Genomic DNA, 12974 nt, shown 5'->3' on the forward strand with positions numbered 1-12974 from the left:
AGCACAACCTCCTATTTTGATTCGTTTTTTTACAAAACGACACCCAATCAGGACGTCCTGCCGCGCCGGGCCCAACGCAAAAGTATGCAATCACACAATTGCACGCTTCTGAAGCGGGGTCACTCCACCGCCTTCACCATGTCTTCGACCACCTTCTTGGCATCGCCGAAGACCATCATGGTCTTGTCCATGTAGAAGAGTTCGTTGTCCAGGCCCGCATAGCCTGCGGCCATCGAGCGCTTGTTCACGATCACCGTCTTGGCCTTGTAGGCTTCCAGGATCGGCATGCCGTAGATCGGGCTGCCCTTCACATGGGCAGCCGGGTTCACCACGTCATTGGCCCCGAGGATGATGGCCACATCGGCCTGGCCGAATTCGCCATTGATGTCTTCCATCTCGAACACCTGGTCGTAAGGCACCTCGGCCTCGGCCAGCAGCACGTTCATGTGGCCTGGCATGCGGCCCGCCACCGGGTGGATGGCGTACTTCACGGTCACGCCCTTCTCGGTCAGCTTGGCAGCCAGTTCCTTCACGGCGTGCTGCGCGCGGGCCACGGCCAGGCCGTAACCCGGCACGATGACCACGGTCTCGGCGTTGGACAGCACAAAGGCCGCGTCGTCGGCGCTGCCGCTCTTGACGTTGCGCTGCACCTGCCCACCGGCCGCAGCCGTGGTGGCCTCACCGCCAAAGCCGCCCAGGATCACGTTGAAGAACGAGCGGTTCATGGCCTTGCACATGATGTAGCTCAGGATGGCGCCCGAGCTGCCCACCAGCGAGCCCGCGATGATCAGCATGGCGTTGTTCAGGCTGAAGCCAATGCCGGCCGCTGCCCAGCCCGAGTAGCTGTTGAGCATGGACACCACCACCGGCATGTCGGCCCCGCCGATCGGGATGATGATCAGCACGCCCATCACAAAGGCCAGCGCCAGCATGGCAAAAAAGGCCGTCCAGTTTTCTGTGACCATGAAGGCCAGCCCCAGGCCCACGGTGGCCAGGCCCAGCACCAGGTTCAGCATGTGCTGGCCCGCGAACTGCACCGGCGCGCCCTGAAACAGGCGGAACTTGTACTTGCCCGACAGCTTGCCGAAGGCGATCACCGAGCCACTGAAGGTGATGGCACCGATGGCCGCACCGAGGAACAGTTCCAGCCGGTTGCCGGTCGGGATCAGTTCGCCCTTGGTGTGCACGATCTGGAAGGCATAAGGCTCGGCCACGGCGGCCACCGCAATGAACACCGCGGCCAGGCCGATCATGCTGTGCATGAAGGCCACCAGTTCAGGCATCTTGGTCATCTCGACGCGCTGCGCCATCACGGCACCGGCGCCGCCGCCCACCACCAGGGCGGCCAGCACATAACCCAGCCCGCCCACGGTGGACAGGCCCGCCGTTTCCGACAGCTTGACGATCAGGGCCGCCGTGGTCAGCACGGCAATCGTCATACCGATCATGCCGAACAGATTGCCCCGGATCGAGGTGGTGGGGTGGGACAAGCCCTTGAGCGCCTGGATGAAACAGACGCTGGCCACCAGGTACAGCAGGGTGACGAGGTTCATGCTCATGCTTTGTCTCCGTGGGCCGCCGGGGCCTTCTTTTCTTTCTTGCGGAACATCTCCAGCATGCGCCGGGTGACGAGGAAGCCGCCGAACACATTGACCGCCGCCAGCGCCACGGCCAGCACGCCCATGGTCTTGCCCAGAGGGGTTTCGGTCAGGGCGGCCGCGAGCATGGCGCCCACGATCACGATGGCCGACACCGCATTGGTCACCGCCATCAAGGGCGTGTGCAGGGCCGGTGTCACGGTCCAGACCACGTGGTAGCCCACGTAGATGGCCAGCACGAAGATGATCAGGTTGATCAGGGTTGGGGATACAACATCCACGACTGTCTCCTTTGTATTGAGGCCGATTGAGGTCTATTGAGGCAAAGCCATCGGGAAATCCGGCAGGTTCAAGGCCCCATCGAGCGACACCGCGCTCAGACGCGCCGCCTGTGCAACCTTGCGGGCCCATTCCTCGGCTGGCCGGCCGGCCACCAGGAAATCACTGTTGCTGCGCGTCACCGGCTCGGTCAGCCGGCGGTTGGCCAGCACCTGCACCAGCACGTAACCGCCGCCCTCGGTGTTGTAGCGGAAGTCCAGCGCGCCGAACGGTTTGACAGGCAGGCTCTGGCGGCCGCCCAGGTAGGTGTTGAGCTTGGGATAACGCGACGCCAGCCAGTCATGCCCGTCGGCCCAGCGCTTGTAGCGCAGGCAATCGGTGCGCGTGGGGCTGCCCGCGGTGGCATCCTCGACATGCACACCGCGCTCCTGCGGGCAGGCATTGCGCACGGCCTGGCGATCCGGCCACAGACCGCTGCGGTTGGACTGCACCACCATCACGGCCAGCAAGGACTGGTCGGCGCCGCGCAAACCCACCACCCGGGTGGGCAGGGTCGGCGCCGTCAGGGTCGGATCCAGGCTGTCCAACGACTCTTCACCACCGCCCAGATCCACCCACTGCCCACCGGCTTGTGCCGCCGGCAGACTCACCTTGGCCCGGCCGGCCGAGGGACTGCCCTCCGGCACGACAGAGCACGCCGTCAGGCCCAACACCGCAGCGGCCACAGCCCAGGCACCGAAGTGCAGGTTCAGGGTCTCACTCTTCATCCTCATGCGCGCTTCACCGTTCCTTCGTGTGTCATCAGGCAGGCTGCCACGATGTCGTCTTCCAAATCCACATGCAACTGCCCTTCCTTGTTCAGCACCAGCTTCAGGAAGTCGAGCACGTTGCGGGCATACAGGGCCGAGGCGTCGGCCGCGACCAGGGCCGGCAGGTTGGTTTCACCCACCAGCGTTACGCCGTGGCGCTGCACGATCTTGTCGGCTTCGGTCAGCGGGCAATTGCCGCCCGGGCCGCCATGCGGGCCCTGCGGGCCCTTGCCCGCAGCCAGGTCCACCAGCACCGAGCCGGGCTTCATGGCCTTGACCATGTCTTCGGTCACCAGCACGGGCGCTGCGCGGCCCGGAATCAGGGCGGTGGAGATCACCACATCGGCCTGGGCCACGCGCTTGGCCACCTCCACCTTCTGCCGCTCCAGCCAGCTCGGCGGCATGGGGCGGGCATAGCCGCCCACGCCCTGGGCAGCTTCCTTTTCTTCATCCGTTTCATAGGGCACGTCGATGAACTTGGCACCCAGGGATTCGACCTGTTCCTTCACCGAGGGACGCACGTCCGAGGCCTCGATCACAGCCCCCAGGCGTTTGGCCGTGGCGATGGCCTGCAGGCCGGCCACCCCCACGCCCAGGATCACCACGCGGGCCGCCTTCACGGTGCCGGCGGCGGTCATCAGCATCGGGAAAAAGCGCTGGTACTTGTCGGCCGCGATCATCACGGCCTTGTAGCCGGCGATGTTGGCCTGCGAGGACAACACGTCCATGCTCTGGGCCCGTGTCGTGCGCGGCGCCGCCTCCAGCGCATAGGCCGTGAGCCCGGCCGAAGCCAGGCGCTGCAGGCCTTCAGCATCAAAGGGGTTGAGCATGCCCACCAGCGTGGCACCAGGCTTGAACAAGGGCAGTTCGGCGGCGGACGGCGCGCGCACCTTGAGCACCAAGCCGGCGCCGAAGGCCCCGGCCACATCGGTGATGGTGGCGCCGGCGGCCACATAGGCCTCATCGGTCACGCTGGCGGCCACACCGGCGCCCGACTGCACCGCAATCTCGTGCCCCTGGGCTTTCAGTTTCTTCACGGTCTCCGGGGTGACCGCCACCCGGGTCTCCCCCGCCGCAGTTTCAGCAGGAACGCCAATGAACATGAGACTCTCCTCGTGGATGATTGAGCAGCTTTTTATGAATTGACCGGAGCTTACATGATGCTTGAACGCCGATCGTGTCAACGCAGCGACCGGCTGTTGGAACCTCCAGGCACGGAATCCAGGCGCGTCGGCGCAGCCCCGGCCCCAGGCGTCAAGGCCTTGTCATGCCAAGCGTGAATAATGTGCGCCATGAAAATCCGTTGGAAACCCAGTGTCACGGTGGCCGCCCTGATGGAGCGCGACGGCAAGTTCCTGCTGGTCGAAGAACACACCGACTCCGGCCTCAAACTGAACAACCCCGCAGGGCACCTCGACCCCGGGGAATCACCGGCCGACGGCTGCGCCCGAGAAGCGCTGGAAGAGACCGCTCACCACTTCAAACCTACCGCTCTGGTCGGCATCTACCTCTCGCGTTTCCGCAAACAATCCACCGGTGAAGACATCACTTACATGCGCTTTGCATTTTGTGGCACCGTTGGCGACGAAGTCCCCGGCATGGCGCTCGATGACGGCATCGTGCGCGCCCTTTGGATGACGCCCGAGGAGATCCGCGCCAACGAGCACCGGCACCGCAGCCCGCTGCTGCTGCGTTGCCTGGATGATTACCTGGCCGGCAAGCGCTACCCGCTGGACATGGTCTACACCGACGAGACGGTGCTGCAGACGCCCCCGCCTTGACCCTGGCGCAGGCAGCGTTTGAGCCCGCCTGGGATAATCCCGGGGCTATGAACAAACAACGCATCGTGGTGGGCCTGAGTGGCGGGGTGGACTCCGCTGTCACGGCGCACCTGCTCAAACAGCAAGGCCACGAGGTCATCGGCATCTTCATGAAGAACTGGGAAGATGACGACGACAGCGAGTTCTGCTCCAGCCGGCAGGATTTTCTCGACGCGGCCAGCGTGGCCGACGTGCTGGGCATCGAGATCGAACACGTCAACTTCGCCGCCGAGTACAAGGACCGCGTCTTTGCCGAGTTCCTGACCGAATACCAGGCCGGCCGCACCCCCAACCCCGACGTGCTGTGCAACGCCGAGATCAAGTTCAAGGCCTTTCTCGATCACGCCATGCGCCTGGGGGCCGACCGCATCGCCACCGGCCATTACGCACGCGCCCGCTTCAACCCGGCCACGCAAAAGCATGAGTTGCTCAAGGGCTTGGACCCGGCCAAGGACCAGAGCTACTTCCTGCACCGCCTGAACCAGGCCCAGATCAGCAAAACGCTCTTCCCCGTGGGCGAGCTGCGCAAGACCGAAGTGCGGCGCATCGCCGAGGAGATCGGCCTGCCCAATGCCAAGAAGAAAGACTCGACCGGCATCTGCTTCATAGGCGAGCGGCCCTTCCGCGAGTTTCTGAACCGCTACATCTCCCGCGAGCCCGGCCCCATCAAGGACGAGCGCGGCCGCAAGCTGGGCACCCACGTGGGCCTGTCCTTCTACACCCTGGGCCAGCGCCAGGGCCTGGGCATCGGCGGCGTGAAAGAGAAGGGAGCCCAGCGCGGCAGCGGCGACCACTCACCCTGGTTCGTGGCCCGCAAGGACATCCCGAACAACACGCTTTGGGTGGTGCAAGGCCACGATCACCCCTGGCTGCAGTACCGCAGCCTCCAGGCCGACAACGCGAGCTGGGTGGCCGGCGAGCCTCCTGCACAGAGCGGGCTGGGTGCCAAGACCCGCTACCGGCAGGCCGACGCCGCCTGCACCTTCGAGCCCGGCGCCGAGGCCGCCACCTTCGGCCTGAACTTCACCGAACTGCAATGGGCGGTGACCCCGGGCCAGAGCGCCGTGCTGTATGACGGCGAGGTGTGCCTGGGCGGCGGCATCATCTCCGCGGCGCAGGCCTGATTCGCCGGACTGGGCCCCAGGCGGGGCCCTCCGTCGGCGCCCCCGCCCCTCGCTCCCCGACCTCCCCTCAGAACGGTCGCAGCACGCGGCCACCCCCTTCCCGAACGCCAAGTTCAAGCCAACGGCGCACCGGCGCACCGGCGCGGTGCCGTGCGCCCCAACTTCAATCGCACCCACCGGCTCAGCCGCAAACCCAGGGTTCAAGGCTGCGCCGACATGGTGCAAACCCGCATCACAAAGCTGGCACACCTGTTGCATCATGAAAAAAGCTGACCATTTGATCAGCTTTTGACGATCAAACCAGGAGTTGCCCCCGTGACCCAGACACCGACCACCGGCCCCGACATCCAGGCAGGGCGGCTCGCCCCGGCCGACTATGCCCAGCGCTTTGCGGACGCGGGCGATCCCTTCACGGCACAGCAGGCCGTGCTGGAGGCCGAGCGCTGCCTCTACTGCTACGACGCTCCCTGCGCCACCGCCTGCCCCACCAGCATCGATGTGCCCAGCTTCATCCACCGCATCAGCCAGGGCAATGTGCGCGGCGCCGCCCAGGCCATCCTCAGCGCCAACCCGCTGGGTGGCATGTGCGCCCGCGTCTGCCCCACCGAAGAGCTGTGCGAGGCCGTCTGCGTGCGCAACACCCAGCAAGGCGTGCCGGTGGCCATCGGCAAGCTGCAGCGCCACGCGGTGGACGCCGTGATGCACCTGCCGCAGAGCGCCCTGTTCCAACGCGCCCCGGCCAGCGGCAAGAAGGTGGCCGTGGTGGGCGCCGGCCCGGCCGGCCTGGCCTGTGCCCATGGCCTGGCCTTGAAGGGCCACGACGTGACCGTGTTCGATGCCCACGCCAAACCCGGCGGCCTCAACGAATACGGCCTGGCCACCTACAAGACGGCCGACAACTTTGCCCAGCGCGAGATCGACTGGCTGCTGGGCATCGGCGGCATCACGGTCCAGACCGACTGGAAGCTCGAATCGGCAGCCCAGCTGGACACCCTGCGCGCCGATTTCGACGCCGTGTTCCTGGGCATCGGCCTGGGCGCCGTCAACCAGCCCGCACTGCCCGGCAGCACGCTGACCGGCATCCGTGACGCGGTCGACTTCATCGCCGAGCTGCGCCAGTGCACCGACCTCTCCACCCTGCCCGTGGGCCGCCGCGTGGTGGTGATCGGGGGCGGCATGACCGCGGTCGACGCCTCGGTGCAATCGCGCCTGCTGGGCGCCAGCGAAGTGCACATGGTGTACCGCCGCGGCCCCGAGGCCATGGGCGCCTCGGAAGACGAGCAGACCTGGGCCAAGACGAATGGCGTGGTGATCGAGCACTGGCTGGCCCCGGTGGCCTTCGAGGGCGAGCAAGGCGCCGTGCGGGCCGTGCGCTTCGAGCGCCAGCAGCTGGTCGATGGCCGCCTGCAAGGCACGGGCGTCTTTGAAACCCGGGCTGCCGACACCGTGCTGCAGGCCGTCGGCCAGAAGCTGGCGACGGCCCCCTGGCTGCAAAGCCTGCAGCTCGAAGCCGGCCGCATCGCCGTGGACGCCCAGGGTCGCACCAGCCTCGACGGCGTCTGGGCCGGTGGCGACTGCGTGGGCGGCGGCCGCGACCTCACGGTCGAGGCGGTGGAGGACGGCAAACAGGCCGCCCTCGCCATCCACCACACCCTTTCTTCTTCCAACGCCTGAGCCCCCAAGGAAACCGACATGGCTGACCTGAGCATTGACTTCGCGGGCATCAAGAGCCCCAACCCCTTCTGGCTGGCCTCTGCGCCGCCCACCGACAAAGCCGTCAACGTGCTGCGCGCCTTCGAGGCCGGCTGGGGCGGTGTGGTCTGGAAGACCCTGGGCGAAGACCCGCCCGTGGTGAACGTGCACGGCCCGCGCTACAGCGCCCTGCTCTCGCCCGACCGCAAGGTGCTGGGCTTCAACAACATCGAGCTGATCTCCGACCGCCCGCTGGCCACCAACCTGCGCGAGATCCGCGAGGTCAAGCGCGCCTTCCCCGACCGGGCCATGGTGGTGTCGCTGATGGTGCCCTGCCAGGAGTCGTCCTGGAAGGCGATCCTGCCCCAGGTGGAAGACACCGGGGCCGATGGCATCGAACTCAACTTCGGCTGCCCGCACGGCATGAGCGAGCGTGGCATGGGCGCGGCCGTGGGCCAGGTGCCCGAGTACATCCAGATGGTGACCGAGTGGTGCAAGCACTACTCCAAGCTGCCGGTGATCGTGAAGCTCACGCCCAACATCACCGATGTGCGCTACCCGGCGCGGGCCGCCAAGGCCGGCGGGGCCGATGCGGTGTCGCTGATCAACACCATCAACTCCATCATGGGCGTGGACCCACGCAGCCTGACCATGGTGCCCAGCACCGCAGGCAAGGGCTCGCACGGCGGCTACTGCGGCCCGGCGGTGCGCCCAATCGCCCTGAACATGGTGGCCGAGATCGCCCGCGACGCCGAGACCGCCGGCATCCCCATCTCGGGCATCGGTGGCATCGGCACCTGGCGTGACGCGCTCGACTTCCTGGCCCTGGGCGCGGGCAGCGTGCAGGTGTGCACCGCCGCCATGGTGTACGGCTTCAAGATCGTGCAGGACATGGCCAGCGGCCTGTCCAACTACATGGACGACATGGGCATCGCCTCGGTGGCCGAGATCACCGGCCGCGCCGTGCCCACGGTCAGCGACTGGCGCTTCCTCAACCTCAACCACATCAGCAAGGCCGTCATCGACACCGACAAGTGCATCGAATGCGGGCGCTGCCATGTGGTCTGCGAAGACACCTCGCACCAGGCCATCACCGCCACCAAGGACGGCCAACGCCACTTCGAGGTCAAGGAAGAGGAATGCGTGGGCTGCAACCTGTGCGTATCGGTGTGCCCGGTGGACGACTGCATCACCCTGCGCGACCTGGCCCCCGGCGAGATCGACCTGCGCACCGGCAAGCCCGTGAGTGCCGAGCCGCTGAACTGGACCGCGCATCCGAACAACCCGATGCGCGTCACAGCCTGAGCCCATTCCCGAAGACGGATTTATCCAGGCGGGGCAGGCTGGCTCGGGCCTTCCCAGGCCCAGCGGCCCGCCGCACCCGCCCCATCCACCCCCACGAGGAGACAAGCGCATGAACCCCCGACAAGCCGACGCCCACCCGGGCGACCTGTGGAACGAAGACCTGGCCCCCACCCAGGCACACCAGCGCACCTGGCGCTGGGTGCACTTTGCCGCCCTGTGGGTGGGCATGGTGATGTGCATCCCCGCCTACACCCTGGCCGCCAGCCTGATCGAAGCCGGCATGTCCTGGTCGCAGGCCGTGGGCACGGTGTTCCTGGGCAACCTGATCGTGCTGCTGCCCATGCTGCTGATCGGCCACGCCGGCGCCAAGCACGGCATTCCCTACGCGGTACTGGCACGGGCCTCTTTCGGCACCCGCGGCGCCAAGCTGCCGGCCCTGCTGCGCGCCCTGGTGGCCTGCGGCTGGTATGGCATCCAGACCTGGTTCGGCGGCATGATGATCTACACCCTGGCGGGCGTGCTGATCGGCCACCCGCTGGAGGGCGACAAGCTGCCCGGCCTGGGCATCAACCTGGGCCAGCTGGTGTGCTTCCTGCTGTTCTGGGCCATCCAGTTCTACTTTGTGGTGCACGGCATCGAGTCGATCCGCAAGCTCGAGACCTGGACCGCCCCGATCAAGATCGTGATCTGCGGCGTGTTGCTGGTCTGGGCCTACCAGAAGGCCGGCGGCTTCGGCCCCATCCTGGACCAACCCTCTCAATTTGAAGCCGGCGGCAAGAAGGCGGGCCAGTTCCACGCCGTGTTCTGGCCCTCGCTGACCGCCATGGTGGGCTTCTGGGCCACCCTGGCACTGAACATCCCCGACTTCACCCGCTTTGCGCGCACCCAGCGCGACCAGGTCATCGGTCAGGCCCTGGGCCTGCCCCTGCCCATGGGCCTGCTGGCGGCCATGGCGGTGTTCGTCACCTCGGCCACGGTGGTCATCTATGGCAAGGCGCTGTGGGACCCGGTCGACCTGGCCAGCCGCATGACGGGCGCGGCCGTGCTGATCGCCCTGCTGGTGCTGCTGATCGACACCGTCAGCGTGAACCTGGCGGCCAACCTGGTGGGGCCTGCCTATGATTTTTCGGCCCTGCACCCCGCCCGCATCAGCTACCGCACCGGCGGCTACATCACGGTGGGCATCGCCATCGTGATGATGCCCTGGAAGATCCTCGAATCCACCCAGGGCTACATCTTCACCTGGCTGATCGGCTACTCGGCCCTGCTCGGGCCGGTGGCCGGCATCCTGATGGTCGACTACTACCTGCTGCGCCGCACCGAGCTGGCCGTGAGCGAGCTGTACGACGACAACGGCCGCTACCACTACAGCGGCGGCTGGAACTGGATCGCCGTGCTGGCCTTTGCGGCCGGCGTGGCGCCCAATGTGCCGGGCTTTCTGAATGCGGCCTTCCCGGCCACCTTCCCCGACGTGGCCGAAGGCTTCAAGCAACTGTATGCCTATGCCTGGTTTGCAGGCCTGGGAATTGCATCCGTGGTCTACCGACTCGGCATGGCAGGCAGAACCCAGTCCGTGGGTCTGGTGCGCCGCCGCGTCTGAGGCCCCCTCTTGCCGGGGCCTGGTCCGGCCCCGGCCTGGCACGCCGCCAGCCCGTGCGGCATTTTTGATGGAGAGACTTGCTCATGAACACAGCCCAGACCTCAGCCCTGTTGATCCGCGGCGGCACTGTGGTGAATGCCGACCGCAGCTTCCGAGCCGACGTGCTCTGCCAGGACGGCCAGATCGTGGCCGTGGGTGAAGGCCTTCAGGCCCCCGCTGGCGCCACCGTGGTGGATGCCGGCGGCCAGTATGTGATGCCGGGCGGCATCGACCCGCACACCCACATGCAGCTGCCCTTCATGGGCACGGTCACGCGCGACGACTTCTTCAGCGGCACGGCGGCCGCACTGGCGGGCGGCACCACCAGCATCATCGACTTCGTGATCCCCGATCCGCAGCAACCCCTGCTCGACGCCTACAAGACCTGGCGCGGCTGGGCCGAGAAATCATGCGCCGACTACGGCTTCCACGTGGCCATCACCTGGTGGGGCGACAGCGTGCACGCCGACATGGGCACCCTGGTGCGCGAAGAGGGCGTGAACAGCTTCAAGCACTTCATGGCCTACAAAAACGCCATCATGTGCGACGACGAAACCCTGGTGAACAGCTTCCGCCGCGCACTGGAGCTGGGCGCCATGCCCACCGTGCACGCCGAAAACGGCGAACTGGTCTTCCTGCTGCAGCAGGAGATGAAGAACCAGGGCATCACCGGCCCCGAGGGCCACCCGCTGTCGCGCCCGCCCGCCGTCGAGGCCGAGGCCGCCCAGCGCGCCATCGCCATCGCCGACGTGCTCAACGTGCCGATCTATGTGGTGCACGTGTCGTGTGCCGAATCGGCCGAGGCCATCGCCCGCGCCCGCGCCAAGGGCCAGCGCGTGTACGGTGAGGTGCTGGCCGGCCACCTGGTGGTGGACGACAGCGTGTACCGCCACCCCAGCTACGAGGTGGCCGCCGCCCACGTGATGAGCCCGCCCTTCCGTGAAAAAAGCCACCAGCAAGCGCTGTGGCGGGGTCTGCAGGCCGGCCACCTGCACACCACGGCCACCGACCACTGCACCTTCTGCGCCGAGCAAAAAGCCATAGGCAAGGCCGATTTCAGCAAGATCCCGAACGGCACCGGCGGCGTGGAAGAGCGTCTGGCCGTTCTGTGGGACGAGGGCGTGAACAGCGGCCGCCTGACCCCCAGCGAATTCGTCGCCGTCACATCGGCCAATGCGGCCAAGCTGTTCAACCTGTACCCGCGCAAGGGCTGCGTGGCCGCCGGCGCCGACGCCGACCTGGTGGTCTGGGACCCCAGCGCCACCAAGACCCTGTCGGTCAAGACCCAGCACTCGCTGGGCGACTACAACATCTTCGAAGGCAAGACCGTGACCGGCGTGCCCAGCCACACCATCAGCCAGGGCCGCCTGGTCTATGTGCAGGGCGATTTGCGCGTCGAGCGCGGCAGCGGCCGCTACCTCAAGCGCCCGCCCTTCGGCCCCACCTTCGACGCCCTGGGCCGCAAGGCCGCCCTGGCCAAGCCCACCGCCGTGACCCGTTGACAGGAGTACCCCCATGAACCCGAAAGACCTTTCTCCCCCCACCGAGGCCCTGCGCATCAACGGCGAGCGCCTCTGGGACAGCCTGATGACCCTGGCCCGCATCGGCGGCACCGACAAGGGCGGCGTGTGCCGCCTGGCCCTGACCGAACTCGACCGCCAGGGCCGTGACCTGGTCGTGGGCTGGGCCCGCGACGCCGGCCTGAGCATCACCGTCGACCAGATCGGCAACGTCTTCATGCGCCGCCCCGGCCGCAACAACAGCCTGCCCCCGGTCATGACCGGCAGCCACATCGACACCCAACCCACCGGCGGCAAGTTCGACGGCAATTACGGCGTGCTGGCCGGCCTGGAGGTGGTGCGCACCCTCAACGACCACGGCATCCAGACCGAGGCCCCCATCGAGGTCGCCTTCTGGACCAACGAAGAGGGCTCGCGCTTTGTGCCCGTGATGATGGGCTCGGGCGTGTTCGCCGGCGCCTTCACCCTGGAACACGCCTATGCCGCCACCGACACCGAAGGCAAGAGCGTCAAGGACGAACTCACCCGCATCGGCTATGTCGGCAGCGAAGTGCCGGGCCAGCACCCCATCGGCGCCTACTTCGAGACCCACATCGAGCAGGGCCCGGTGCTGGAGGACAACGACAAGACCATCGGCGTGGTCAGCGCGGTGCTGGGCATCCGCTGGTACGACTGCACCGTGACCGGCATGGAAGCCCACGCCGGCCCCACCCCCATGGGCCTGCGCAAGGACGCGCTGCAGGTCGCCACCCGCGTGATGCAGGAGGTGGTGGCCATCGGCAACCGCTACGCCCCGCACGGGCGCGGCACCGTGGGCATGGTCAACGTGCACCCGAACAGCCGCAACGTGATCCCGGGCCGCGTCAAGTTCTCGATGGACCTGCGCAACAGCACCGACGCCCTGGTCGACCAGATGGACGCCGACATCCGCGCCTACGCGGCCCAGGTGGCGGCCGAGACCGGGCTGAAGATCGAGGTCGAGCTGGTCTCGCACTACCCGGCCCAGCCCTTCCACGCAGACTGCGTCAACGCGGTGCAGCGCGCCGCCGAACGCCTGGGCTACAGCCACATGCCCGCCGTCTCGGGCGCCGGCCACGACGCGGTCTACATGGCCAAGCTGGCCCCCACCGGGATGATCTTCATCCCCTGCAAGGACGGCATCAGCCACAACGAGATCGAAGACGCCAA

General features: G+C 67.0%; 11 protein-coding genes. 7 read left to right on the top strand and 4 right to left on the bottom strand.

All coding sequences use genetic code 11. The features are described from left to right. Nucleotides 1–119: 119 nt before the first annotated feature. From L880_RS0124005 to L880_RS0124020, 4 genes are read right to left on the bottom strand one after another with little or no spacing between them, the layout of a single operon-like run. Nucleotides 120–1559 carry an NAD(P)(+) transhydrogenase (Re/Si-specific) subunit beta gene (locus tag L880_RS0124005; RefSeq protein ID WP_027477824.1) on the bottom strand — a complete coding sequence of 480 codons (1440 nt, stop codon included), beginning with the start codon at nt 1557–1559 and terminating at the stop codon, nt 120–122. Beyond that, entirely contained in the window at nt 1556–1879 is a 324-nt protein-coding gene (locus L880_RS0124010) for an NAD(P) transhydrogenase subunit alpha part 2 (protein ID WP_019576972.1), read from the bottom strand. Before L880_RS0124010 ends, L880_RS0124005 begins: the two co-directional genes overlap by 4 nt. Nucleotides 1880–1912: 33 nt before the next feature. After that, nucleotides 1913–2650: a hypothetical protein gene (locus L880_RS0124015; RefSeq protein WP_157443613.1), complete on the bottom strand. Its 738-nt coding sequence runs from the start codon at nt 2648–2650 to the stop codon at nt 1913–1915. Continuing rightward, complete coding sequence (locus L880_RS0124020; RefSeq protein ID WP_027477826.1) at nt 2647–3789, bottom strand: Re/Si-specific NAD(P)(+) transhydrogenase subunit alpha; 1143 nt, start codon at nt 3787–3789, stop codon at nt 2647–2649. Before L880_RS0124020 ends, L880_RS0124015 begins: the two co-directional genes overlap by 4 nt. Before the next feature lie 189 nt (nt 3790–3978). Between L880_RS0124020 and L880_RS0124025 the strand changes: the two genes are divergently transcribed. The 7 genes from L880_RS0124025 to L880_RS0124060 form a co-directional block, all read left to right on the top strand. Next, nucleotides 3979–4467, top strand: coding sequence for an NUDIX hydrolase (locus L880_RS0124025; RefSeq protein WP_043330468.1), 489 nt, complete (start codon nt 3979–3981; stop codon nt 4465–4467). 47 nt (nt 4468–4514) lie between these two features. After that, nucleotides 4515–5630 carry a tRNA 2-thiouridine(34) synthase MnmA gene (gene mnmA / locus L880_RS0124030; RefSeq protein ID WP_027477827.1) on the top strand — a complete coding sequence of 372 codons (1116 nt, stop codon included), beginning with the start codon at nt 4515–4517 and terminating at the stop codon, nt 5628–5630. Between the two features lie 315 nt (nt 5631–5945). Further along, the gene (locus L880_RS0124040) at nt 5946–7304 is read left to right on the top strand and encodes an NAD(P)-dependent oxidoreductase (RefSeq protein WP_027477828.1); all 1359 of its coding nucleotides are present in this window, start codon (nt 5946–5948) and stop codon (nt 7302–7304) included. Nucleotides 7305–7322: 18 nt separating this feature from the next. Continuing rightward, entirely contained in the window at nt 7323–8627 is a 1305-nt protein-coding gene (preA, locus tag L880_RS0124045; RefSeq protein ID WP_027477829.1) for an NAD-dependent dihydropyrimidine dehydrogenase subunit PreA, read from the top strand. A gap of 109 nt (nt 8628–8736) precedes the next feature. Beyond that, nucleotides 8737–10227 (top strand): NCS1 family nucleobase:cation symporter-1, encoded by a 1491-nt coding sequence (locus L880_RS0124050; RefSeq protein ID WP_027477830.1) that lies wholly within the window; start codon nt 8737–8739, stop codon nt 10225–10227. Nucleotides 10228–10310: 83 nt separating this feature from the next. After that, nucleotides 10311–11768 (top strand): dihydropyrimidinase, encoded by a 1458-nt coding sequence (hydA, locus tag L880_RS0124055; protein WP_027477831.1) that lies wholly within the window; start codon nt 10311–10313, stop codon nt 11766–11768. A 13-nt stretch (nt 11769–11781) separates the two neighbouring features. After that, nucleotides 11782–12974 (top strand): Zn-dependent hydrolase (locus tag L880_RS0124060; RefSeq protein ID WP_043330469.1); only part of this gene is annotated, 1193 nt, incomplete at its 3' end.

Origin of the sequence: Curvibacter gracilis ATCC BAA-807 (assembly GCF_000518645.1) — a bacterium.
Classification (GTDB): domain Bacteria; phylum Pseudomonadota; class Gammaproteobacteria; order Burkholderiales; family Burkholderiaceae_C; genus Curvibacter; species Curvibacter gracilis.